Annotated in this window: 20 protein-coding genes; 17 read left to right on the top strand and 3 right to left on the bottom strand. The window is 35.4% G+C overall.

Features of this window, described 5'->3' with window-relative positions; translation table 11 throughout:
- The 4 genes from dnaA to CEY12_RS00020 all read left to right on the top strand — a co-directional run bounded on the left by dnaA (position 1) and on the right by CEY12_RS00020 (position 3,215).
- Complete coding sequence (dnaA, locus tag CEY12_RS00005) at positions 1-1,455, top strand: chromosomal replication initiator protein DnaA (RefSeq protein ID WP_089025735.1); 1,455 nt, start codon at positions 1-3, stop codon at positions 1,453-1,455.
- A 105-nt stretch (positions 1,456-1,560) separates the two neighbouring features.
- Positions 1,561-2,010, top strand: a complete 450-nt coding sequence (locus tag CEY12_RS00010; protein WP_089025736.1) for a low molecular weight protein-tyrosine-phosphatase — start codon at positions 1,561-1,563, stop codon at positions 2,008-2,010.
- A 1-nt stretch (position 2,011) separates the two neighbouring features.
- On the top strand, positions 2,012-2,512 hold the full coding sequence (locus CEY12_RS00015; protein ID WP_089025737.1) for a hypothetical protein: 501 nt from the start codon (positions 2,012-2,014) through the stop codon (positions 2,510-2,512).
- A 4-nt stretch (positions 2,513-2,516) separates the two neighbouring features.
- Positions 2,517-3,215: an SAM-dependent methyltransferase gene (locus CEY12_RS00020; protein WP_089025738.1), complete on the top strand. Its 699-nt coding sequence runs from the start codon at positions 2,517-2,519 to the stop codon at positions 3,213-3,215.
- 116 nt (positions 3,216-3,331) lie between these two features.
- Here the strand turns inward: CEY12_RS00020 and CEY12_RS00025 are convergent, their stop codons facing one another.
- Positions 3,332-4,204 (bottom strand): DUF4349 domain-containing protein, encoded by an 873-nt coding sequence (locus CEY12_RS00025; RefSeq protein ID WP_089029727.1) that lies wholly within the window; start codon positions 4,202-4,204, stop codon positions 3,332-3,334.
- A gap of 59 nt (positions 4,205-4,263) precedes the next feature.
- A complete protein-coding gene (locus tag CEY12_RS00030) occupies positions 4,264-4,737 on the bottom strand; it encodes a DUF962 domain-containing protein (RefSeq protein WP_089025739.1) in 474 nt (157 codons plus the stop codon).
- A gap of 71 nt (positions 4,738-4,808) precedes the next feature.
- Between CEY12_RS00030 and CEY12_RS00035 the strand changes: the two genes are divergently transcribed.
- From CEY12_RS00035 to CEY12_RS00065, 7 genes are all read left to right on the top strand, one after another.
- Positions 4,809-5,654: a helix-turn-helix domain-containing protein gene (locus tag CEY12_RS00035; RefSeq protein WP_089025740.1), complete on the top strand. Its 846-nt coding sequence runs from the start codon at positions 4,809-4,811 to the stop codon at positions 5,652-5,654.
- Between the two features lie 88 nt (positions 5,655-5,742).
- Positions 5,743-7,053 carry a TolC family protein gene (locus CEY12_RS00040; RefSeq protein ID WP_089025741.1) on the top strand — a complete coding sequence of 437 codons (1,311 nt, stop codon included), beginning with the start codon at positions 5,743-5,745 and terminating at the stop codon, positions 7,051-7,053.
- 24 nt (positions 7,054-7,077) lie between these two features.
- Positions 7,078-8,193 (top strand): HlyD family secretion protein, encoded by a 1,116-nt coding sequence (locus CEY12_RS00045; protein WP_089025742.1) that lies wholly within the window; start codon positions 7,078-7,080, stop codon positions 8,191-8,193.
- A gap of 73 nt (positions 8,194-8,266) precedes the next feature.
- A complete protein-coding gene (locus CEY12_RS00050) occupies positions 8,267-9,859 on the top strand; it encodes an MFS transporter (protein WP_089025743.1) in 1,593 nt (530 codons plus the stop codon).
- 180 nt (positions 9,860-10,039) lie between these two features.
- Positions 10,040-10,264, top strand: coding sequence for a hypothetical protein (locus CEY12_RS00055; RefSeq protein ID WP_157676712.1), 225 nt, complete (start codon positions 10,040-10,042; stop codon positions 10,262-10,264).
- 93 nt (positions 10,265-10,357) lie between these two features.
- Entirely contained in the window at positions 10,358-11,167 is an 810-nt protein-coding gene (locus CEY12_RS00060; protein ID WP_089025745.1) for a siderophore-interacting protein, read from the top strand.
- A gap of 280 nt (positions 11,168-11,447) precedes the next feature.
- Positions 11,448-12,152, top strand: coding sequence for a class I SAM-dependent methyltransferase (locus tag CEY12_RS00065; protein ID WP_089025746.1), 705 nt, complete (start codon positions 11,448-11,450; stop codon positions 12,150-12,152).
- Between the two features lie 142 nt (positions 12,153-12,294).
- Here the strand turns inward: CEY12_RS00065 and metG are convergent, their stop codons facing one another.
- Positions 12,295-14,331 carry a methionine--tRNA ligase gene (metG, locus tag CEY12_RS00070; RefSeq protein WP_089025747.1) on the bottom strand — a complete coding sequence of 679 codons (2,037 nt, stop codon included), beginning with the start codon at positions 14,329-14,331 and terminating at the stop codon, positions 12,295-12,297.
- 335 nt (positions 14,332-14,666) lie between these two features.
- On the opposite strand from metG, the gene CEY12_RS00075 reads away from it, so the two are divergent.
- The 6 genes from CEY12_RS00075 (at position 14,667) to CEY12_RS00100 (ending at position 24,882) form a co-directional block, all read left to right on the top strand.
- The gene (locus CEY12_RS00075) at positions 14,667-17,414 is read left to right on the top strand and encodes a SusC/RagA family TonB-linked outer membrane protein (RefSeq protein ID WP_089029728.1); all 2,748 of its coding nucleotides are present in this window, start codon (positions 14,667-14,669) and stop codon (positions 17,412-17,414) included.
- Positions 17,415-17,425: 11 nt separating this feature from the next.
- A complete protein-coding gene (locus CEY12_RS00080) occupies positions 17,426-19,024 on the top strand; it encodes a RagB/SusD family nutrient uptake outer membrane protein (protein ID WP_089025748.1) in 1,599 nt (532 codons plus the stop codon).
- Between the two features lie 21 nt (positions 19,025-19,045).
- On the top strand, positions 19,046-20,161 hold the full coding sequence (locus CEY12_RS00085; RefSeq protein ID WP_089025749.1) for a SusE domain-containing protein: 1,116 nt from the start codon (positions 19,046-19,048) through the stop codon (positions 20,159-20,161).
- A 76-nt stretch (positions 20,162-20,237) separates the two neighbouring features.
- Positions 20,238-22,394 carry a glycoside hydrolase family 97 protein gene (locus CEY12_RS00090; protein ID WP_089025750.1) on the top strand — a complete coding sequence of 719 codons (2,157 nt, stop codon included), beginning with the start codon at positions 20,238-20,240 and terminating at the stop codon, positions 22,392-22,394.
- A gap of 73 nt (positions 22,395-22,467) precedes the next feature.
- Positions 22,468-24,330, top strand: coding sequence for a glycoside hydrolase family 13 protein (locus tag CEY12_RS00095; RefSeq protein ID WP_089025751.1), 1,863 nt, complete (start codon positions 22,468-22,470; stop codon positions 24,328-24,330).
- Positions 24,331-24,357: 27 nt separating this feature from the next.
- On the top strand, positions 24,358-24,882 hold the full coding sequence (locus tag CEY12_RS00100) for a nuclear transport factor 2 family protein (protein ID WP_089025752.1): 525 nt from the start codon (positions 24,358-24,360) through the stop codon (positions 24,880-24,882).
- Position 24,883: the final 1 nt, after the last annotated feature.

Genomic DNA, 24,883 nt, shown 5'->3' on the forward strand with positions numbered 1-24,883 from the left:
ATGGATGAAAATTTAATGATGATATGGCAGAAGTGCCTTCAGTTTATGCGCGATAATCTCAACGCAGCTGAAGACAATTCTGATTTGAAAAAGCTTGAAAAATCTTTCGACTTGTTGTTCGATAAAGTGCAGCCAATTTCTTTGGTTGACAACAATCTTACACTAATGGTACCTAGTGATTTTTACAAAGAATATATTGAGGATAATTACTTGTCTCTACTTTCTGCTGCCCTGAAGAAAAATATAGGAAAAGGAGTAAAATTATGGTATTCTGTAATGGAAAATAAACCTAACGGTTTAGAAAAGCCTGTTACAATGAATATGAAAGGGAAAAGCGTACCAACTCCTAAAGTTCAGGAAACAATGCCTCAAGGTTTTTCATCTAATATTGTTAATCCTTTTGTCGTTCCTGGAATCAAAAAAGTAAATATTGATTCTAATTTGAAATCTGATTTTTCCTTTGATAACTATGTAGAAGGAGAAAGCAATAAATTTGCAGCAACAGTAGCAAGATCTATTGCAAAAAGACCGGGAGCAACAGCTTTTAATCCATTGTTCTTATATGGAGGATATGGAGTAGGTAAGACACACTTGGGACAAGCAGTAGGATTGGAAGTTAAAAGCCAGTTTCCTGATAAAGTTGTTCTTTATTTATCTTCTGAAAAATTTATACAGCAATTTATTTCAGCAGCAAAAGCACATAAACAAACTGAATTTGCTAACTTTTACCAAATGGTAGATGTTTTAATTATAGATGATATTCAGTTTCTTTCCGGCAAATCAGCTACTCAAGATAGCTTCTTCCATATTTTTGATTATTTACATCAGAATGGAAAACAGATTATCCTGACTTCTGATAAAGCTCCTGTGGATATTATGGATATCCAGGACAGAATTGTTTCCCGTTTCAAATGGGGACTTTCTGCAGAGATCAAATCTCCGGATCTTGATACCAGAAGAAAGATCATTGTAGATAAACTAAGCAGAGATGGGATAGTTTTAACCGAAGATATGCTTGATTTCTTAGCTGCTGAGGCTAAGACTAACGTAAGAGAGCTAATTGGAGTAATCAATTCAGTAATTGCCTACTCGACAATCTATAAATCTGATTTAAGTCTTGAATTATTAAAGGATACCATTAATAAGATTGCTGCTAATCAGAAAAAAATCATCAATATTCCTTATATTCAGGAGATTGTGTGTGATTATTTTGGAATCAAAAGAGAGCAGTTGCTATCTAAAACAAGAAAAAGAGAGATCGCACTTCCAAGACAGTTGGCCATGTATTTTGCAAAAGAATTTACCAACGCTACTTTCACAAAAATTGGTGAGGAAATGGGAGGTAAAGATCATTCCACAGTAATGTACGCTTGTGAAACGATAAAAGATGTTTCCAAGATCGATAAAGAAGTTAAAAAGTACGTAAAAGAACTTACGGAAAGGATCAAGCACTAAAATAATTTAATTTTACAATAAAAGAAAATGAAGGATAGAAATTATTCTTCATTTTTTGTTTAATTTTGGTAGAAAGGTTAGTTTTTAATTGATACAATTATTCACATGAAAATATTGATGGTATGTCTGGGGAACATATGCAGGAGCCCTTTAGCAGAGGGAATTATGAAAGAGAAGCTTCCTTCTGGTTTTTTAGTGGATTCTGCAGGAACGATTTCAATGCATGAAGGGGAGCATCCGGACAAACGGGCAATAAAGACAGCTACCAATCATGGAATTGATATTTCAAAACAGAGATCAAGACCCATTACAAGTGCTGATTTTGAAAAATTTGATAAAATATATTGTATGGATATTGATATTTATAGTGATGTCATTTCAAAAACTAAAAATGAAGCGCAGAGACAAAAAGTCTTTTTGTTTTTAGAAGCAGCAGGCAATCATCAGAATGCGGAAGTTCCTGATCCTTATTGGGGAGATATGAATGATTTTGAAGATGTTTATCAACTTTTAGATGATGCATGCAATATAATACGAAATCAAATTTTAAAATAATATGAAATATTTTTTTTTACTATTTATTCTTATGGGTACTCTTTCTTTTTCTCAGACTAAGGATGAGGTTGCCATTCGAAAAGTAATGGATGATTTTATGGGCTGTATTAAAACTGGGGATGAAGTGAAATACCTTTCCTTATTTCAGGAACCTGTTCTCTGGACTGGTGTTTATGCTGATCGTACACAAGTAAAACGTTTAGAAAAAAATCCTAAAGCTGACAGTCATTTTGCTGATGATTACAAAACATTTATCAAAGGATTTAAAGATGATAAGTCAGAAGAAAAATTTGATAATATTAAAATTATTGAAGATGGATCAATCGCTTCAGCCAATTTTGACTATAGTTTCTGGTATGATGGAAAAATGAGCAATTGGGGAAAAGAGATATGGACCCTAATGAAAATTAATGGTTCGTGGAAAATTACTTCGGTAACATTTTCAATGGACCTGACAAAATATTTCCCACAACCTTCACTCAAAGAAAGAACCCAAAAATAAAAGAATGCTTTTTTTACTTCCAGCCTATTTATCAGAAAATACACCTCTTACCCATTTTTCACCAGTTATGAATGATTATATCATGCAGACTGATTATTTTTTTGTGGAAAATGAAAAGACCGCCCGAAAAGTCATTAAATTTTTTGCACCTGAAAAAAAACAGGCAGATCTTAAACTTTTTTTATTAGATAAATACACTGAAAATGCTGATATCAAAGAAGCTCAGGAATTGATGTTAAAAGGTCAGGATTTTGGATTGCTTTCTGAAGCAGGGCTCCCATGTATAGCTGATCCTGGAAACCTTATTGTAAAATGGTGTCATGAGAAAAATATTAGAGTAATCCCTATTTCAGGGCCATCTTCTATTATTCTGGCTTTGATTTCAAGTGGATTCAATGGTCAGGAATTTTCTTTTAACGGATATCTTCCAATCGATAAAGGAGAAAAAAAGAAACAGATTTTACATTTAGAAAGCTTAGTGCAGAAAACAGGGTTTTCTCAGATTTTTATGGAAACACCTTACCGGAATAATCCTCTTTTTGAAGATTTGTGTAAATTCTTATCACCTAATACAAAACTGTGTATTGCAGCTAATATCAATGATCCGGAACATGAATTTATCCGGACAAAAACCATTAAAGATTGGCAGAAACAAAAACCAGAGCTTCATAAAATACCAGCTGTTTTTGTGCTTGGCAAATAATTGTCTTTGCGATCCGTATGGCGAAGCAATCTCAAAAAGAAAGAACTTTTTATAGAACGATGGGAGACCATTGGATCAATAAAAATCCGGATATGAATTTCATATCCGGATTTGTTTTATTTTTTTCTTCTTCCTTTCCATTTTCTCCATAAGAACACGATTAAAGGAATTACTAAAAAGAATGGCCAAAAAGAGATAATGCCCAATATGAAAGCGATAAAACTATTCCAGCCTTCAGTAATAGAATCTCCAAAACGGTTTCCGAACCCTATTTTTGAGGTAGCAGAACTTCTTACTTTCTCCTTATATAAATTTAAATTTAAAGTACTGTAATTAACTCTGTCATCAATGAAACGAAGCTTCCCTTCGGCTACATCGATCTCATCTTCTAAACCACGTATTTTTTCCTGAATTTCAAGCATATCTTTTGTGTTAGAAGCTCTTTTAAGTAAATCGCGATACTTTTCAAGATAGATTTTCTTATTGGCAAGCTTTATGGAAACGTCGGTATATTCTTCAGTTACATCCTGGGAAGAGATGTTTTTTGACAATACCGAGCCTATTCCGTTAGAAAAAGAATTAACAAGAGCATCGAAATTTTTATGAGGAACACGTATTGTTAATTCTAGATTTTCATCAACATCGGAGTTTCGAAAATCTTCAGTCTGGATATAAGCATTATTTTTCTTTAAGATTTCAGCCGCCTGAATTTGGGATTTTTTAATATCTCCTACCTGAATACGCAAATCTCCATTCTTTATAATTTTCTTAGAAATAGTATCTGTTTTTTTTGAAAGATTTTTTTGCGTTGGTTCTTGAAGTGCTGGCGGAGGCGGAGGTGGTGGTTCGTTTTCTGTTGAAGTAATATTTTTATCTTCTTGCATTACTTCTAAGAGATCCGCCTTAACCTCATGGCTCACTTTCTCATTAGATTTACTACAATGCACAACAATGACTAAACAAAATAGAAGTAGAATTAATTTTTTCATAAATGATTTTGAATGAATGTTATCAAAAATCATGCTTGAGTATAAGAAATGGTTAAAAATTAATATCTTATCCCCGTTTTCTTTAAGATAAATGTTAAAAGCCAGACAGGTCCAATTAAAAGAAACTTAAGATCTTTTAAAAAAGGTGGCTTTTTACCTTCAATTTGATGTCCGAAAAAACGTAAAATCCAGGTGGCAGCAAACAGAGATAAGTAAATAATCCATGCACTGTTCCAAAAATTAATATTAACGGTATATACTAACCGTTCCATCAGAAGCATTATAATGAGCATTATAATGCTGATCAGTAATGATAGCCGAAGGTAAAATACCGTAATCAGAGCTACTGCGATGGTGCTTATAATACTGATGCAGCCAAAATAGGGTGAACACATATGGGGTGACGGAATAAGAGAAATAAAACCTAAAATAGTCCAGAAAGTCAAAGGAACACATATCCAATGAATGAATTTGTTCGTTTTGTTTTGGTGACTTTTACAATATTCTGCAAAGAACAGGTCTATTTTTCTCATGCTAAGGAATTATGACAATACTAAATTAATAAAATTTTGCAACCGTCCAAGAGATTGAATAAATTTGCGTTATGTCTGTCTTAGAAAAATTTGGTGTAGAAATTTTCACACAACATAATATTTTCGAGAGAATCTCTACTGAAAAGCCTTTCCGTCCTGATAATCCTGCGTTTATTTTTGTGAAAACAGGAACGATAAAGATTCGTCAACATTTTAGAGATCTGGAGCTTAGTCCGAATATGTTTATGGTAACTGATCCACAAACAGTGTATGAAATGATATCTGTAAGTGATGACTTTCAATCCAGGATGGTTTCTTACAAAAGAGAGTTTATATCTGCTCTGTCCCTCAAGTTTAATCGTTTAATAGGATACCGGTATTTCAGACAGCAAATGAACAAAGGAGTTCCCTTTAAACAGGATGAAATGGAGGTGGTATGGAAAAGTGTCAACTTCCTTAAATACATATTAGATTCTGACACAGAAATGATGTATAAAAAAGAAATGGTAGAGCATTTATTTTCTGTTTTCTGCTACCAGATGGCGGGAATTATTTCTAAGGAAGACAGTAATTCACTCGGGCAAATGTCCAGACAGGAAGAAATTGTTTTTATTTTTTTAACTGATCTTGCCGAGCATCATAATACCCAAAGGACAGTGGAGTTTTATGCCGGAAGACAATCTATTACAACCAGACATCTTTCCTCGGTGGTTAAGATGATTACGGGAAAGTCTGCGAGTCATATTATCGCGACCATTGTTCTCAATGAAGCGAAAGTTCTTTTAAACTCTTCCAGCAGGCCGGTTTCAGAAATATCATCGATGCTTGGATTCAGTGATCAATACTCATTTTCTCATTTTTTCAAGAAACATCTGGCAGTAAGTCCAAGCCAATACAGAAATCAATTTGAAGGGTAAATCCTACATTTGAACATCTTTTTCCAATTATCAAACATTTGTTTGATTTCTTTGTCGCCGTAACTTTGCCTTTGTAAAACAAGGTAAAATGATAAACAAGGTAAAAACAGCACTATCAGTATTGATAGCTATATTCCCTGCGCTGTTTTTTGCGCAGGAAGTCAGACAAATGACGGCAAATGAGATTGCTGAACTCGCAATTCAGAATCATCAGCAGTTAAAAGTTTCAGCTCATAATATCAATATAGCGAAACAACAAACAGATATTACCAAGCTTCAAAAGCTACCCAATATCACCGCATCAACAAGTCAGTTTTATTTGGGTAATGCAGTAGCAATTGATAAAGATTTTTCCAATTCTACCTCTATTCCCATGCCTCACTATGGAAGTTCTTATGCAGTACAGGCTACACAACTGATATTCAAAGGAGGTTTGGTAAATAAGTCTATTGAAATGGCAGGATTGCGTGAGCAGCTTTCCGAGCTTGATCTCGAAAAGAATAAGCAGGAGGTCAAAATTCTCGTCATATCCAATTACTTAGATGTATACAAGATCCTTAACCAGGAGTCCGTTTTTCAAAACAATAAAAAACTTGCCCAGGAACGTTTAAAGAATATTCAAAAGTTCTATCAGCAGGGTATGGTGACGAGAAATGAAGTCATTCGTGGTGAATTAGCCATCAAAAATTTGGATCAGGGAATCTTAACGCTTGTCAATAATCGGAAGATCCTCAATTATAACCTGAATATTGCCTTGGGATTACCAGACGGTACAGAAATTATCCCCATTGAAAGTTTAACCAATAAAGAAGCAGGCATTGGAATGGATTATTATATGGACTTAGCTCACAACAGTAATCCGCAATTGAAATCTGCAAAAAAGAATATTGACCTTGCCGATAAAAATGTAGAGATCATAAAAACTGATCAGCTTCCTACATTATCAGGTTTTGGAGGTTATACGTTACAGCGCCCTATTACCACAAGAAGTCCTGTTTTGGATATGTATTCAGGAGGATGGCAGGCCGGAGTTTCTTTAAGCTATAATATCGATAATCTTTATAAAACCAAGGAACGGATAAAGCTTGGAGAGATGCAGAAAGTGCAGGCCGGAGATGCCATGACTCTCACACAGCAGAATGTAGATATGGGAGTAAATGCTGCTTACGTAAAATACCAGGAATCTATCCAGCAGGCTGATATCTTGAATGATGCTAAACAATTAGCAGAAGAAAACTATAAGATCACAGAAGCTAAATACTTAAATCAGCTTGCTGTACAGGCAGAAATGATCGATGCACAAAATCAGAAACTACAATCGGAGCTGGATTTTGCCAACGCGGAGATCAATGTGTTATATCAATATTATAATCTTTTAAAATCAACAGGAACCCTTTAATTTTTAAAACTGAAAGACAAGATAATGGAAAACAAGGAACAACAAAATATAGACTCTACTCCCGCTACACCAAGTGCAGGAGCTAAGAAAAAAGAGGCTAGAAAAAATAAGATACGTGCGATCATTTCTAATATTATCGTATTTCTGATCATAGGTTTTGGACTATTCTGGCTGGTTAGGGAATATTTTCACATTGGAGATAAGAGCTATACGGAGGCTGCTCAGGTAGAGGAATTTATTAATCCCATCAATACTAGGGTTTCAGCATATATAAAGGAAATAAAATTTATAGAACATCAACAGGTAAAAAAAGGAGATACGTTGGTGGTTTTAGATAAAAATGAAATTATAACACAATTGGGACAAGCGGAAGCTGCCTATCAAAACGCCTTAGCACAACGATCTGCTACCAGTTCATCAGTTAATACTGTTTCCAATAATGTCAATGTTATGGAGTCTAATATTGCGGGTGCAAAAGCAAGATTATGGAATGCAGAACAAAATCTGAATAGATATAAAAATCTTTTAGCTTCCGAAGCAGTTACCAGACAACAGTACGATCAGGTAAAAACGGAGTATGATGCGCAAAAAGCTGCTTATGAAACTTTAGTTAATCAGAAACAATCTGCTAACCTTTCTACTACAGAGGTTAAAAGCAGATTGGGAATCAATGATGCTGAAATTAAAAGGACAAAATCAGCTTTGGACATGGCCAGGATCAATCTTTCTTATACGGTGATCACTGCTCCTTATGATGGGATTATGGGGCGAAGAACAATTTCTGAGGGTCAGTTGATCCAGCCCGGACAACAGGTTGCAACGATTGTTTTAAATGGAGAAAAATGGGTGACAGCAAACTTTCTTGAAAGCCAGATGCCGAATATAAAAATCGGCGAAAAAATCACAATGTCGGCAGATGCTTTAGGAGGTAAAAAGTTTGAAGGAGTTGTTAAAGCGATCTCTGCAGCTACCGGATCCAGATATTCAAGTGTTCCAACGGATAACTCCACAGGTAACTTTATTAAGGTGCAGCAGAGAATCCCTGTAAGAATAGAATTTACCCGTTCCAACAAAAAAGAAGATGTGGATCAACTGAGTGCGGGAATGAACATGAATGTGAGTATTGACGGGAAAAATTGAGATTCTACCAATCTTTAACTTTCCACTTTCAATTTTCCACTTTTAACTACTAACTAACAACTAGCAACAAAAAATGTACAACAAAGGACTATACCGTAATTGGGTACCAAAACCAGTTCAGCTCTTGCTGATGGTCTTGTCACTATCTGTAATAATGCCGTTAGGGGGTGTTTATACAGGGAATATCAGCTATCTTGTTGGAGGTACAGGAGCTCTTTCTGAGTATTTTGTTTGGGCCAATTATGCAACAACAATAGGAATGGGTGCCTGTATGCCTGTACTTCTCAGAATAAAAATGAGATTTAAAATTCGTGATAAGATCACGCTGATTCTGGTTTTAGTAGGATTGTTGAGTTATATCAATTCAACTACTTTACAACCAATGGTTATGGTAACAACTTCTCTTGTTATTGGATTTTTAAAAATGATGGTCGCTATCGAATTGTTTTTACCATTAATGGCAATCATCGGAAATAGAGGGGTGTTTTATGGAGTATTCTATTCTTTTGTTTTAATGATGAGTCAGGTTGCAAGTTACTTGGCAGCGGAGGTTTCAGTTCTTTATAATTGGCAGCACTTTTATGTTATAGTGGCTATTTTGTGCTTTGTTTTAGCACTTTTACACTGGATCCTGATGCATGATAAATACTTTGCACTTAAGGTTCCTTTGCATTATATCGACTGGTTGAGTATTTTGCTTTTCATTTCAACATTTATGTTTTCAGCTTATGTGTATTCATTTGGAAAGCAGCAGGACTGGTGGAATTCACCCAAAATCATGTATGCAAGTATTGCGGCATTTATAAGTTTTGCTTTGTTGGCGACCCGTCAATTAACTCTAAAAAGACCTTATTTATCATTTGTTGTATTCAAAAAAAGTAATGTTCAGAACGGTTTATTTATGCTCTTCTGGTTGGGAATGTTCCTTGGGACCGCAACATTACAGAACACTTTTGCGGTAGGAGTACTTGGATATGATCAGGTCACTAACAGCAGTCTCAACATCTTAATGATTCCTGGGATCATATTTGCCGGGATTGTTGCTGTCTTTTGGTTTAAAAAGGAAAAGCCTTTAAAAATGTTTGTTTTCTCTGGATTCTCTTCAATGATAGGATATGTAATCGTCATGTATTTTTCTATGGTATTAGAATTTAATTATGATGGATGGTACCTTCCTATGTTTTTAAAAGGCTATGGAATGTGTTCATTATTTGTTTCTGTTTGGTATTATACATTAGATAAACTGGAACTAGATGATATGTTGGCGGCGATCGGCCTGGTATTGGTTTGGAGAACTTTTTTAGCGGTGGGTTTTTTCTCTGCTCTCTATTCGTGGTTTCAATATCACTTTCAGGTTGTTGCTATTGGAGATCTGGCAGTCTATATTGATGGGATGACCATAACTCCGCAAACATTAGCGGGCAAAATGAAGACTGTTCAGCTAAATGCGGTTATCATTGCAAGTAAAAAAATATTTGGTTATATCATTATAATGGGCTTCGGAGTGTTGGTGTATGTTCTGGGACACCATTTTGGACGAGAACGTTTCCAATACGGAAGATTTATCAGAATGCTTAGCGGTAAATCAGTAATTGCCCGAAGAAGATTGGAAGAACGAAAAAAATTATTGGAAGAAATAAAAGATGCGGCAGGTCCCGCAATGTAAAAATACCTTGTTTTTCACTAGTAAAACCCTGAACTTTTTGTGAGTTGGGGTTTTACGTTTTCCTGATTCCCCTAAAAAGAAGTGCTGACTTTAAATATGAAAAATTTCATACATTCTAATTTTTATTTAGACGTAATAAAAATTAAATTTGGGAATTATTATAAAACTATTAATAAAAAAATGAAAAAGCAGCATGTAGTAACTTTATTGGCTTCAGGAATGATTTTTTCTCAGGTAATTCAGGACTTAGCTTCTAAAAATGTCGAAGATGTGGTTGTTTTAGCTTCAGGAAAACCTACAAAGATCTTCGAAATTCCCGGAACGGTTGGGGTAGTACAGAAGGAAAAGATTCAGGAGCAGGTAAAAAGTGGAGTTCCTATCAAAGAAATGTTATATTCTACATAAGGACTTCCGAACTCTTTAATTATAAAGGAAGAGGAAGAACATTCGATTTATCTTATACATTCGATTTTTAAATTAATCTCAAAAAATTCAGTTATGGCTAAAATGCAAGCCGGCCAGATTGTTGCCGAAGTGACCAGAAAGGAGTATATAACACCCCATTTTATAAGGGTTTATCTTCATTCTGAGGAAGTATCACAGTTTAGAAATACTACGATTGGAGATAACAATAAAATTGCGATCCCGCCACAGGGTTTAAATGAGATCCATTTTCCGACCTGGGGTGACAATCATGAATGGATATATCCGGAGAAAGAAATAGCTCCTTCTATCAGAACCTATACCCATCGCGGAATCAATTGGGAAACCAATGAATTGTATATCGATTTTGTAGATCATGGTGATGGGGGGCCTGCTTCAAAATGGGCAAGAGAAGCCGAAAAAGGTTCAAAATTGGGAGTGATGATGCGAACTGAACCAAGAGAACTCTATCCTCAGGTTGACTGGTATTTTTTGATTGGCGACGGTACTGCGATCCCGGTTTTAGGTGCTATTTTAGAAGCGCTTCCGGAAACGGCCAAAGGAGTTTGCATTATTGAAGTTCATGGGAAAGAAGATGAACAAAAATTAGAAACTAAAGCTGCCATAGAATTCATATGGGTTCATAATCAGGATTCTCATTTGGGAAATAATATGACACAAACGGTAAAATCAGTAAAAATCCCTGAAACTTCGAAGTTCGGATACCTAGCCTGTGAGCTTTCAACAGTAAAAGAGGTTCGAAACTATTTCAGAAAAGAAAAGAACTGGAAACAATCAGAATTGTATGCCTATTCTTACTGGAAAGCGGGCCTGTCCCAGGATCAGTCCCAAAGTGAACGAAGAAAGGATAATTCAGATCACTAAAAATAGACCCAGGAGCATGTCTGGGTTTTTAGTGGCGAAAATACTATTCCTATTTTTCGAATAATGATTAAGAGCTCTTTCCCGCTATTCACTCATACTCTTCTTTTATCCTGAGCCTGTCGAAGGAGGGTAACCGTTCCTATCGGGACTAGCTGTCATTGCGAATAAAGTGGAGTCACTTCATTCATAGTCTATCAAAGATTGCTCAACAACTGTAATCTTAGTAGTTGTAATTATTTTTCAAGCCAAAACCCGTATCTTTAGCCTTTTAAAAATTGGTATGAAAGATTTAATGGGTAAAGCGATCTGGGATTATTATCACAATGAAAATTCAGAAGATCTGCAGACTGAAACTTCTATTTCTGAACTGGATGAACTTCCTGTAGATTACCTTTTCAGGGATTTTGAAGAAATGAATGGTCTTGAACAGAAAGCTTTAGAACTATCTCATGGAAAAGTTTTGGATATTGGAGCCGGAGCCGGTTCTCATGCTTTATATCTTCAAAATGAAAGAAATCTGGATGTCGTGGCGTTGGATATTTCTCCAAAATCTGTTGAGGTTTGCCAGTTAAGAGGAATTAAAAATGCTGTTTGCCAAAATATACTTGATTTCTCCGGGGAAACCTTTGATACCATTTTATTATTGATGAATGGTACGGGAATTTTTGGAAGTTTAGAAGAGATAGATAGCTATCTTCAGAAATTACAATCTTTACTTAATGATAAAGGGCAAATCTTAATTGATAGCACAGATATTTTATATATGTTTGACCGTGATGAAGATGGGGGAGTATATATTCCGGCAGAAGGGTATTATGGAGAATTGGATTACATTGTTCATTATAAAGGTGAATCAGAAGACCCAATCAAATGGCTCTATCTTGATTTTAATACGCTGCAAAACGCTGTGCACAGTAATGGTTTTGCTATTGAAATGGTCATGCAGGATGAAGATGCTTATTTGGCAAGACTCACAAAAAAATAATCTATCCTCGTCATTGCGGGCAAAGTGAAACAATCTCAAATAATTTATAGATGACATTTCTTCGTTCCTCGCAGTGACAGTAGCAGAAATAAAAAAAGACACATGAAAATCATGTGTCTTTTTTATTATAAAATATCGTTGATTATCCTATTTCAATACCATTTTCAACATTGCTGTCGTCGGGAGTAACGAAAGATAATTTACCATCTGGTTTAGTGGTTAACAAAAACATTCCCTGAGATTCAATCCCTCGGATTTTTCTTGGGGCAAGGTTTAATAAGATCATTACCTGCTTTCCAACCAATTCCTCAGGAGTAAAGCTTTCAGCAACACCAGAAACAACTGTTCTGATATCCACGCCAGTATCCACTGTAAATTTCAATAATTTATCAGCTTTTTCTACTTTTTCAGCTTCCAGAATAGTAGCTGTTCTTAAGTCAATTTTTGAAAAATCGTCAAAAGTAATTTCCTCTTTCATAGGTGTTGCGTTAGGATTTGTCTTTTTATTGTTTTGTTTTGTGTTTTCTAGTTTTTGAATTTGGGCCTCAATAACGTCATCTTCTATTTTTGAGAAAAGAAGAGATGCTTCATTGATGGTATGTCCACTTTCAATTAAAACAGATTTTGTTTCAACATCATTCCAGCTTAATTTCTGAGCATTGAACATATTCAGTAATTTTTCAGAACTGAAAGGCATAAAAGGTTCACAAAGCTGAGCAAGGGCTACAGCGATCTGAGCACCGACAAATAATGAATGTGCTGCCTTTTCAGGATTGTCCTTAATTGTTTTCCAAGGCTCTTCAGTTTGGAGATATTGGTTTCCAAAACGAGCTAAGTTCATTAAAGCAGTTAAAGAATTTCTGAATTCATAGTTTTCTAAAAATCCTGAAATTTCTTTCGCCGATTTATTGATTTCCTGTAATTCGGGAGCATTTTTATCTCCTTGAGGAACCACTCCGTTATAATATTTATGAATAAGAACCGCAACTCTATTGATGAAGTTACCAAAGATTCCTACCAATTCAGAATTGTTTTTTGTTTGGAAATCCTTCCAAGTGAAGTTATTATCTTTTGTTTCCGGAGCTGATGAAAGTAAGGCATATCTCAAAACATCCTGTTGCCCTGGAAAATCTTCAACATATTCATGCGCCCATACCGCCCAGTTTCTCGAAGTTGAAATTTTCTCATTTTCTAGATTCAGGAATTCAAATGCGGGAACATTGGTAGGCATGATGTAATCCCCATGGGCTTTCATCATCGCCGGGAAAATAATACAGTGGAAAACAATATTATCTTTTCCGATGAAATGGACCAGATCACTGTTTTCATTTTGCCAGTAATCTTTCCAGTCTTTTCCGTTTTTCTCTGCCCATTCCTGAGTGAAGGAAATATATCCGATCGGTGCATCAAACCACACATAAAGTACTTTACCTTCTGCGTCAGGAAGTGGAACTGGAACTCCCCAGTTCAAGTCTCTGGTCATGGCACGAGGTTTTAAACCATCATTCAACCATGATTTTACCTGTCCGTATACATTGGGCTTCCAATCATCCTTATGTCCTTCAATGATCCATTCATTTAAGAAATCTTCATATTCATTTAGAGGAAGGTACCAGTTTTTGGTCTCTTTTAAGATGGGAACATTTCCACTTAGCATTGATTTCGGATTAATCAGTTCAGATGGAGAAAGGGTAGTACCACATTTCTCACACTGATCTCCGTAAGCATTTTCATTGCCACAGTTAGGACATGTTCCTACAATATAACGGTCAGCTAAAAATTCATTAGCCTGCTCGTCAAAGTACTGTTCAGAAATTTCTTCGGTGAATTTTCCTTTTTCATATAAGGTTGTAAAGAAATCCTGGCTGGTTTCGTAATGTTTTTTAGAAGTTGTTCTGGAGTATTCATCGAATGAAATTCCCAGATCTGAAAAAGATTTTTTAATGATTTCGTGGTATTTGTCCACAATATCCTGAGGGGTTACCCCTTCTTTTTTTGCTCTTATGGTAATAGGAATTCCATGCTCATCTGAACCACAGATAAACGCTACATCTTTTCCTGATCTTCTTTGAAATCTTGCGTAGACATCCGCAGGAATATAAACACCTGCCAAATGTCCTATATGAACCGGTCCGTTTGCATAGGGCAAAGCTGCCGTAATCATCTTTCTGTTTGACATTTATAGTAATAATTTAACTACAAATATACGGAATATCTCCCGAAAATTCCTGATAGCTCGTAATATTAGCAATCTTAAGCTGTAATTATAAAATAAATATTACATTTTGTTAAACGGATGTTTAACTATTTGTTAATACCTGGATAATATTATGTATTGCATAGGATCGTGTAAATAAATGAAAAGCAGAAATCTAATCTTTGGGCCGCGTTTAATTTACATAAAATTATCTAAAGTTTTATTAAATTTATGATAATTCTAATTTTTTTATAAATTGCAAGTCTGGTTTGAACACCATTATTACTACAAAAACGAAACTATATAAAAACAATATTGTGAGAAATTTTACAACGGTATTAAAAATCGCGCCTGCTTTTTTATTGGCCAGTTCGATGGTTTATGCACAAGACTCTGTGACCAAAGAAAAGAAAATAGAGGAAGTCGTGCTGATTGGATATGGAAAGCAGAAAAAATCGGACGTAACGGGTTCGATAACCTCCGTATCTTCAAAAGATTTTAACGGTGGTGCTACATCTGCAGGACAGCTGATCCAGGGAAAGACTCCCGGAGTACAGATTACCAACAATAGTGGTGCTCCTGGTGCAGGAACTGCTATAAGAATTAGAGGAACAGCTTCTTTAAATGGTAACAATTCACCATTGATTGTTATCGATGGTGTGCCACAGGATTTTGTAGGGGTAAACGGTGCATCTGATCCTTTATCATTGATTAACCCTAATGATATTGAGACGTTTGATATTTTGAAGGATGCATCTGCTACTGCTATTTATGGTAACCGGGCTACAAACGGTGTTATTCTCATTACAACGAAGAAAGGAAGCGCAGGTAGATTTAGAGTTAACTTTTCGACTGTTTCTTCCGTTTCCACAAAAATGGGAAATGTTGATGTCCTGGATGCAGATCAATTTAGAAACTTTGTAAATACTTATGCACCCGCTGCCTATAAAACAAAGTTAGGAAATGCGAATACCAATTGGCAGGATCAAATCTATCAGGCAGCATGGGGAACTGATAACAATGTAGCGTTTTCAGGTGGTGTTAAAGGCTTGCCTTACCGTTTATCAATTGGCTATAATGAACAGAATGGTATCGTAAAAACCAATTCATTTAAAAGAACATCTGTTGGATTAAATTTAAATCCTAAATTTTTTGACAATCACTTGTCTGTAAATATAAGTACAAAAGGAACTTTTACGGATAACAGATTCGTTGATGGAGGGGTTATTAAATCAGCTACTTATTTTGATCCTACACAACCTGTGTATTCAGGGAATTCTAATTTTGGAGGATATTATGAATGGCTGGATGCAGGATCTGCAAATGGTACTAATGTAAATGCTACTTCAAATCCATTAGGAATGATTAATGGGATTCACGATGTTTCATCGGTTTTAAGAGGTTTGGGAAATATCCAGTTGGACTATAAATTTCATTTCCTTCCTGATTTGCATTTTAATGTAAATGCCGGTTATGATTATACAAGAAGTGATGGACAGAAAAAAGTGAGTGCACTCTACAGACCTGGGGTAAACGATATGGGTAGTTCTTCTATCTATAGAATGGAAAAAAAGAATAAGTTATTGGAAACTTATTTTAATTATGTAAAAAATATTTCTGCGATTAATACAGGGATTGATCTTACTGCTGGTTATTCTTACCAGGATTTCCGTACTATTATACCTGGGTCGATCAATTATAAAGGAAATGCTCCAACTAAGATTAATAATGATTTTGAAACCCAAAATACTTTAATATCATTCTATGGAAGAGCAATATTCACCATTGCAAATAAATATATTATTTCAGGATCATTAAGAAGAGATGGATCTTCTCGTTTCTTTAATGGAACAAAAGATAATCTTTGGGGTAATTTTCCGGGAGTATCTCTTGCCTGGAAGCTAAATGAAGAAAGCTTTATTAAAAATATTTCTTCTATCAGTACATTAAAACTGAGAGCTGGATGGGGGAAAACAGGACAACAGGAATTACCAGGTTTAGATGGTAACAGACCATTTAATTATCCTGCTTATGCCGCTTATAATCCAAGTAATGATGGTGCTTATTACCAATTTGGTAATCAGTATTATTATATGTTCAGACCTAATATTTATAATCCAAATCTTACTTGGGAAACAACTACAACGAAGAATTTAGGAATCGATTATGGGTTTTTAAATAATAGAATCTTTGGTTCTATTGATGTTTTCCAGAAAGATACTGAAAAACTATTGGTTTTAGCTCCAATTGCCGCAGGTGACTTAAGTAACCAAAATTTACTGAATGTAGGTAATATGAAAAATAAAGGAATTGAGGGTAGTATTACTGTTGTTCCTATTAAAAATTCAAATACAACCTGGGAGTTGAGTTTTAACGCAACACATTATAAGCCGGAAATAACAAATCTTTTAGAAAGAGCAGATGCAAGCTTTAATATTCCTGTTGGGGGAATTGACGGAGGATCAGGAAATACTATTCAGGCTCATGCAGTAGGATATGCACCGAATGCTTTCTGGGTGTATCAACAGGTTTATGACAATAATGGAAAACCTTTAGATGGAGTATTTGTTGATAGAAATGGAGATGGAGTTATAAATACTTCGGACAAATACTACTATAAGTCTACAACACCAGATGCAATTTTAGGATTCTCTACTAAGGTTTCTTACAAAAACTGGGATTTTGGTTTAAGTGCCAGAGCGGTATTAGGTAATTATGTTTATAATAATGCAGCGTCAAATAGTTCATTGCAGTCCGCTTCTACTAATGAGTATCTCCAAAATGTATATTCAACAGCACCATCTTATCAGTTTTCGTTACCACAGTATTTTTCGGATGTTTATGTGGAAAATGCTTCATTCTTAAGGTTGGATAACGTTAATATAGGATATAATTTTGGTGAAGTATTCTCTAAAGGAAGTAGCTTGAGAGTATATGGTATGGCTCAGAATGTTTTTGTTATAACAAAATATTCGGGGATAGATCCTGAGGTTTTCAATGGGATAGACAATGGTTATTACCAAATGCCTAGAATTTATTCATTAGGTCTTAATTTTCAATTTTAATTAGTAGTAAAATGAAATCAAATAAAAGTTTTAAAAATATATTTTTAACAGCCTCTGTTATTGGGCTGTTATCAGTCACATCGTGTGTTAACGACCTTGAGAGAGAACCTATCACAGATATTACTTCTGCAAATGTTTACAAGGATTTTGGTAATTATCCTAATATTTTAGCAAAATTATATGGTGGATTGGCCATGGGAGGCCAGGTTAGTGGAGATGGAGCAAACTATCCGGATACTGATATTAATGGAATTAATGGTGGTTTTTCTCAATATACCAGATTAATGTATACCATGAATGTTGTTTCCACAGATGAGGCAGTTATTGCATGGAATGATGGTAATTTACATACTATTCATAAGATGACCTGGGATTCCTCTAATGAATTTATCTCTGCCTTATATTATAGAATCTTTACTGAAATTGCTTTTTGTAATGAATTTTTGAGGAATGTAACAGATGAGAAATTAGCAGAAAATAATATTACTGGAGATAATCTGGCTCAGGCGAAGCTAATGCGCACAGAAGCAAGATTTTTAAGAGCACAATCTTATTATCATGCACTGGATATGTTTGGAAATGTTCCATTTGTAAAAGAAGATTATCTTCCTGGATCTGTAAATCCACCACAAAGGATTGAAAGAGCTGCTTTATTCAATTTTGTTGAACAGGAATTGTTGGCTTGTAGTAATGATTTAAAAGATCCGAAAGCAAATGTATATGGTAGAGCAGATAAAGCAGCGGCGTGGTCATTATTGGCAAGATTATATCTAAATGCTTCTGTGTATACAGGAACACAAAGAAATAATGACTGTATTACCTACTGTAACAAAGTAATTGGAGCTGGTTACTCTTTAAAGCCTAAATATGGAGATTTGTTCCTTGCAGATAATAATCTTAATAATCCTGAAGCAATTTTCTCAATTAATTTTGATGGAATAAATACACAAACCAATGGAGGAACAACGTATCTGGTTCACGCTGCTATAGGCGGATCAATGCAGGCTGCAGATTATGGAGTAAATGGAGGCTGGGGTGGTCTTAGAACTACAAAAGCTTTTGTAGGTAAATTCCCTGCAAATGGTGCTGATAAAAGAGGTAATTTCTTCACTACCGATCAAAATCTGGAAATTAATGATCTAGGTTCATTTAATGACGGCTATGCTTTTATTAAATTTAAAAATATTAAAAGTAATGGAGTGGCCGGAGCTGACAAAACCTGGGTAGAAGCTGATATTCCATTGTATCGTTTAGCAGATATTTATTTAATGTATGCTGAAGCAACCCTTAGAGGGGGAAGTGGAAATATTGCCACTGCGGTAGGTTATATTAATCAATTGAGAGAAAGAGCATATGGAAATACTACTGGTGATGTTACTGCAATCAACCTGGATTTCATTTTAGATGAAAGATCAAGAGAACTGTCATGGGAAATGACAAGAAGAACGGATCTTATTCGTTATGGAAGATATACTACAGGTGATTATTTATGGCCATGGAAAGGAAATGTGAAAGAAGGTAAAGCAGTTGAAAGCTTTAGAAATTTATTCCCAATTCCTGCTAAAGACCTTGTAGCCAATCCTAATTTGATTCAAAATCCCGGGTATTAATTTTTAAACTCAATCTGAAAAATGAAACATTTTTTTAAAATATTAGCCATAGCGTTCATTGGGCTTCTCGTTATTTCATGTGATAAAGATGAGGATCAGGCTATACTTGGCGAGAACAGCCAGGGTAAAATTTCTTCGGATAAAACCAATGTCGTTCTGAATGAAGTTACTGCAGGCAACACAGCTATTAGTTTTACCTGGGTAAATCCAACCTATAATACAGCCATTGTACCTAAAAGACAAATAGAATTTGGAGTTAAAGGGAAGGGTTTTAAGGATAGTTCTGTGTTTGATGTAAGCAATGATATTACTACCATTTCGATGACTCATGCGCAACTTAATGCAGCAATGTATAGCTGTGGAGCGACTCCGGATATTTCGAATCAAATTGAAATAAGATTAAAAACAATAGCAGGAACTGCATTTTTTTATTCCAATACGATTAATGTAACCGTAACTCCATATACTCCGAACCCGGATTTGGTTTATCCCAAAATAAATGTACCGGGAGCTTATGCTGGAGCAGCGGGTTATGCAGATTGGACTCCGGGTAATTCTCCTAATTTATTTTCACCTGGAAAGGATGGGAAATATAGAGGATTTATTTATGTAACAACCTTGGCTAGTGATAAAGGCAAATATAAATTTGCAATTAATGAGGACTGGCCGGGCAATAAAGGGGATGATGGTACACTTTCGGGTAAATTAAAAGTTGATGGTGCAGATATAGCTGCAAGTGCTGTTGGAACACATTATTTAAAAGTAGATTGGGCTGGAAATACCTACTCATCTGTGGCGGCTAATTTTGGAGTAATTGGAGATGCTACACCTACAGGTTGGAATTCAGATACTGATTTAGTATATAATCCTTCTACCAAAAAATATGAAATAGCATCTATTCAATTATCAAGTACTGGGTTGTTTAAATTCAGAGCTAATGATGATTGGGCAATGAAGTTTCAACCTTCAAATGGCGATCAGGCATTAGTGTCAGGAACAGGAGTGCAGACATTCTTTAACATTGAAGGTACTGTAACTGGGGATTCCGGTTATAAGGTTGCCGTTACGGGAGCATATAAAATAGAATTAGACTTACATAATTCTGCTAATTACAAATTAACGATTACAAAATTATAAAACAGGCTGGAATGCCTGATAAAGTGTTGTTTTATTAGCAACACTTTATTTATTTTTAAACATATAAATAGTCATTATGAAGAAAATTACAGTTGGAGCTTTATTGTTTTCAATGATGTTTGCGGGCGTTAATGCACAAACTTTAAAATCACCGGACGGGAAGTTCGAAATGGACTTTCAGGTAAAGCAGGGAGTACCTTATTATAACTTAAAATATAATGGGACGATAGTTGTTGAAGATTCTAAATTGGGATTGAGATTATTTAAAGACTCAGCTATCAAATTTGCCTCTGAAATTGCGAAAGCAGACGATGCTAAATTTGATCTGAATAACGGTTTTACTAAAACAGACGAAAAAAGAGATTCTAAAAATGAAATCTGGCAGCCGATTCTTGGTGAGAAGAAAAATTATATTAATAACTATAACGAATTAGCAGTAACCCTTAATCAGGCTTCTTCAGACAGAAGTATTGTGGTGAAGTTCAGATTGTTTAATGATGGATTAGGGTTCAGATATGAATTTCCACAACAAAAAAATCTTAACTATTTTGTCATCAGAGAAGAGGATTCTGAAATCGATTTTCCAACAGATATGAAAGCGTGGTGGATCGTAGCGGATTATGATTCTCAGGAATATCAATACCAGGAGACAAAAATTTCTGAAATTCCTGCAAGATGGGATAAAGCTTTTGACGCCAATGCTTCACAATCATTGGTAAAAAATGCAGTTCAATCTCCTTTAATGTTAAAGAAAGAGGGAAAAACCCCTTTGTATGTTAACGTTGCGGAAGCGGCTGTTTTAGATTATCCAGCCTCTCATTTAGAAGTAGATGCTCAGAATTTTAAATTCAAAACTCATCTTACTGGAGACAGACAAGGTGCAAAAGGATACATTCAGACACCATCTGTTACCCCTTGGAGAACGATCATTGTTTCGCCAAAAGCAGAAGAGGTGATGGATTCTAAAATGATTTTTAACCTTAATGAGCCGACAAAATATAAAGATACCTCTTACATTCACCCAACAAAATATATGGGTGTATGGTGGGAGATGATCATCGGAAAATCCCAATGGGCTTATTCTACAGCAGAAAATGTTCATTTAGATAAAACTGATTTTACTAAACTGACTCCAAACGGAAAGCATGCTGCTAATAATACAAAGGTTAAAGAGTATATTGATTTTGCGGCTGAAAATGGTTTCCAGGGACTGTTGATTGAAGGTTGGAATATTGGATGGGAAGACTGGTTCGGGCATTCCAAAGACTTTGTTTTTGATTTCATTACCCCTTACCCGGATTTTGATATCAAAATGCTGAATGACTATGCACACTCAAAGGGAATAAAATTAATCATGCACCATGAAACTTCCGGTTCAGCAGCGAACTATGAAAGATGGGCGGACAAAGCATTCCAATTGATGAATAAATATGGATATGACGCTGTAAAAACAGGGTATGTGGGAGATATTATTCCAAGGGGAGAGCATCATTATTCTCAGTGGACGATCAACCATTTCTACAGGATTGCTGAGAAAGCGAATGAGTATAAAATCATGATCAATTCTCACGAATCCGTACGTCCAACGGGTGAAAGCCGTACCTACCCGAATTATATTTCTGCTGAAGCAGCCCGTGGAACAGAATATGAAGCATTCGGAGGAAACAATGCGGATCACCAGACTATTTTACCATTCACAAGATGGATGGGAGGTTCAATGGACTATACTCCAGGAATTTTCCAGACTAAACTGGATTATTATTTCCCTGGGGATAAACGTTTTGTAAAAACGACTTTGGTAAAACAATTAGCGTTATATGTTACGATGTATATGCCGCTTCAGATGGCTGCTGATTTACCTGAGAATTATAAAAAGCATATGGATGCTTTCCAATTCATCAAAGATGTGGCTGCAGACTGGGATGATACCAAAATCTTAGCAGCAGAGCCTGGAGATTATGTAATCACGGCAAGAAAAGCTAAAGGAACTGATAACTGGTTTGTAGGCGGAATTACCGATGAAAACAAACGTGAGTATACGGTAGATTTCTCTTTCCTGGATAAAGGTCAGAAATACGAGGCAACGATTTATGAAGATGGAAAAGATGCTGATTATATCGACAATCCACAAAGCTATAATATCTACAAAAAGCAGATAACGAGCAAGTCTAAGATCAACTTTAAAATGGTAAGAAGTGGCGGTTTTGCGATCTCCATTAAACCCATAAAATAAATTTTAAGCATTCACTTAAAACTTAAACCTTACAGGTGTATGATCCTGTAAGGTTTTTTTAAACCTGTCCATTATGAAAAAACTATATATAATTGTAGCCCTTTCAGTTGTTTCGTTTGCTTTCTCACAATTAAAAACGTTGGAAAGGGTAGAACCTGCTTTTTGGTGGAAGGGAATGAAAAATCCTGAACTTCAGTTGTTGGTGTATGGAAAAGATATTGCAAGTAATGAGATTGAACTGTCAGATGGCGTTACAATAAAAGATATTCAGAAAGTTGAGAATCCTAACTATATCTTTATTACCATTAATACGGATGAGGTAAACGTCCCTGAATTTAAGATCAACATAAGAAAGGGAGAAAAAAATATAGCTTCTTATTCTTATGAACTGAGACAAAGAAATCCCAATTCAGCGGATCGGGAATCTTTTACCTCTAAAGATGTTATGTATCTGATTATGCCCGATCGCTTTGCGAATGGTGACGAAAAGAATGATTCCCGTCCTGATCTCACTGAAAAAGCAGACAGAAACCTACCTAATGGAAGACACGGAGGTGACCTTCGCGGAATTATCAATAATCTGGATTATATTCAAAATTTGGGAGCGACATCTGTATGGTTAACTCCTGTTACTGAGGATAACGAAAAAGTGTATTCTTATCATGGATATGCACAAACGGATCTTTACAAAATCGACGGTCGTTATGGAACCAACGAAGAATACCGTGAGTTATCCCGTGAATTGAATAAAAGGAAAATGAAGTTGGTGTTGGACTATGTCACCAATCACTGGGGAGTTTCCCATTGGATGATCAAAGACCTTCCTACAAAAGATTGGATTCACTGGTTTAAAGAAGGTGAAAATGGTTTTTATAGGTCCAATTATAAAACAACCACCCAATTTGATACGAACGCATCTGAAATTGATACCAAATATGCCTTAGATGGGTGGTTTGATAAAACAATGCCTGATATCAATCAAAAAAATCCGCTTGTTTTAAGATATTTGATCCAAAATGCAATCTGGTGGATTGAATATGCGGAGTTAGGAGGTTTTCGTGTGGATACCTATCCTTACAATGATAAAGAAGCAATGGCAAAATGGGCCAAAGCAATTACTGATGAATATCCAAAATTTAATATCGTAGGTGAAACCTGGCTCTATACGGCAGGTCAGATTTCAGCCTGGCAAAAAAATTCAAAAACAGGAGAAGCAGCAAACTATAATTCTAATCTGCCTTCGGTAATGGATTTCATGCTGTATGGTGATCTTCCAAAAGCATTTAATGAAAAAGAAAGCTGGGATAGCGGATTAATTAAATTATATAATGTATTTACCAGTGATTTCCTTTATCCGGATATCAATAATATGCTGGTCTTTTTTGAAAACCATGATACGGAAAGATGGAATGAAATTTTTAAGGGAAATCCGGAAGCTTATAAAATGGCACTCACTGTAATTGCTACGGTGCGGGGAATTCCACAAATCTATTATGGCTCTGAGATCGGAATGCGAGGTGATAAAAATAAGGGAGGTGATGCTGATATCAGAAGAGATTTTCCGGGAGGATGGAAATCGGATCAACAAAACGCTTTTAAGCTATCCACGCAAACAGCAGAACAGAAACAGTTTTATGAGTTTACCCAAAAGCTTTTGAACTGGAGAAAGGGAAAAGAGGTTATTCATACAGGAAAAACTAAAAACTATATTCCTCAGAAGAATGTTTTCGTATATTTCAGATATAATGAAAAAGACAGTGTAATGATTATTCTAAACAATGATAAAAAGGAGCAAACTCTGGATTTAAAACGCTTTAACGAATCTCTAAGCAACATTCAAAGAGGGAAAGATATCATTTCGGGAAAAGAATTTTCTTTACAAAATAGCCTAACCATACCGGCAAAAACTTCTATGGTTATTGAATTACAAAAATAATTTACATCAATTTACTTATTCTAGACTATGAAAAAATTAACGATCATTTATGTACTGGCACTTTTGGTGCTTAATCTTACCCATTTATCAGGGCAATCCAAAGAGACCAAATTTGGAAAAGATAAAACGGAGATCAATACGATGCTTGACGGCTTCAATGTAGCAGCAGCAAAAGCTGATTTTGATGCTTACTTTAATTATTTTGCTGATGAATCAACATTCATTGGAACAGATGCAACTGAAGTTTGGGATAAAAAAGCCTTTATGGTTTGGGCTAAACCTTATTTCGACAAAAAGAAAACCTGGAATTTTACTTCACTTAAAAGAAATGTCTATTTCAGCAAAGATGGAAAACTGGCTTGGTTCGATGAATTATTAGATACTCAGATGAAAATTTGTCGTGGTTCGGGTGTTGTAGAAAAGATAAATGGAACCTGGAAAGTAAAGCAGTATGTTCTTTCGGTTACCGTTCCCAATGAGGTGGTAGATAAAGTGGTCGTTGAAAAAACTCCTATTGAAGATGCACTTTTACAACAACTGAAAACCAAATAAT

The sequence above is a fragment of the Chryseobacterium sp. T16E-39 genome (assembly GCF_002216065.1).
Classification (GTDB): domain Bacteria; phylum Bacteroidota; class Bacteroidia; order Flavobacteriales; family Weeksellaceae; genus Chryseobacterium.

What these genes read in the sequence shown, in the direction of transcription:
- dnaA (WP_089025735.1), top strand. Translation starts at nt 1, where the DNA reads ATGGATGAAAATTTAATGATGATATGGCAGAAGTGCCTTCAGTTTATG.
- CEY12_RS00010 (WP_089025736.1), top strand. Translation starts at nt 1,561, where the DNA reads ATGAAAATATTGATGGTATGTCTGGGGAACATATGCAGGAGCCCTTTA.
- CEY12_RS00015 (WP_089025737.1), top strand. Translation starts at nt 2,012, where the DNA reads ATGAAATATTTTTTTTTACTATTTATTCTTATGGGTACTCTTTCTTTT.
- CEY12_RS00020 (WP_089025738.1), top strand. Translation starts at nt 2,517, where the DNA reads ATGCTTTTTTTACTTCCAGCCTATTTATCAGAAAATACACCTCTTACC.
- CEY12_RS00025 (WP_089029727.1), bottom strand. Translation starts at nt 4,204, where the DNA reads ATGAAAAAATTAATTCTACTTCTATTTTGTTTAGTCATTGTTGTGCAT.
- CEY12_RS00030 (WP_089025739.1), bottom strand. Translation starts at nt 4,737, where the DNA reads ATGAGAAAAATAGACCTGTTCTTTGCAGAATATTGTAAAAGTCACCAA.
- CEY12_RS00035 (WP_089025740.1), top strand. Translation starts at nt 4,809, where the DNA reads ATGTCTGTCTTAGAAAAATTTGGTGTAGAAATTTTCACACAACATAAT.
- CEY12_RS00040 (WP_089025741.1), top strand. Translation starts at nt 5,743, where the DNA reads ATGATAAACAAGGTAAAAACAGCACTATCAGTATTGATAGCTATATTC.
- CEY12_RS00045 (WP_089025742.1), top strand. Translation starts at nt 7,078, where the DNA reads ATGGAAAACAAGGAACAACAAAATATAGACTCTACTCCCGCTACACCA.
- CEY12_RS00050 (WP_089025743.1), top strand. Translation starts at nt 8,267, where the DNA reads ATGTACAACAAAGGACTATACCGTAATTGGGTACCAAAACCAGTTCAG.
- CEY12_RS00055 (WP_157676712.1), top strand. Translation starts at nt 10,040, where the DNA reads ATGAAAAAGCAGCATGTAGTAACTTTATTGGCTTCAGGAATGATTTTT.
- CEY12_RS00060 (WP_089025745.1), top strand. Translation starts at nt 10,358, where the DNA reads ATGGCTAAAATGCAAGCCGGCCAGATTGTTGCCGAAGTGACCAGAAAG.
- CEY12_RS00065 (WP_089025746.1), top strand. Translation starts at nt 11,448, where the DNA reads ATGAAAGATTTAATGGGTAAAGCGATCTGGGATTATTATCACAATGAA.
- metG (WP_089025747.1), bottom strand. Translation starts at nt 14,331, where the DNA reads ATGTCAAACAGAAAGATGATTACGGCAGCTTTGCCCTATGCAAACGGA.
- CEY12_RS00080 (WP_089025748.1), top strand. Translation starts at nt 17,426, where the DNA reads ATGAAATCAAATAAAAGTTTTAAAAATATATTTTTAACAGCCTCTGTT.
- CEY12_RS00085 (WP_089025749.1), top strand. Translation starts at nt 19,046, where the DNA reads ATGAAACATTTTTTTAAAATATTAGCCATAGCGTTCATTGGGCTTCTC.
- CEY12_RS00090 (WP_089025750.1), top strand. Translation starts at nt 20,238, where the DNA reads ATGAAGAAAATTACAGTTGGAGCTTTATTGTTTTCAATGATGTTTGCG.
- CEY12_RS00095 (WP_089025751.1), top strand. Translation starts at nt 22,468, where the DNA reads ATGAAAAAACTATATATAATTGTAGCCCTTTCAGTTGTTTCGTTTGCT.
- CEY12_RS00100 (WP_089025752.1), top strand. Translation starts at nt 24,358, where the DNA reads ATGAAAAAATTAACGATCATTTATGTACTGGCACTTTTGGTGCTTAAT.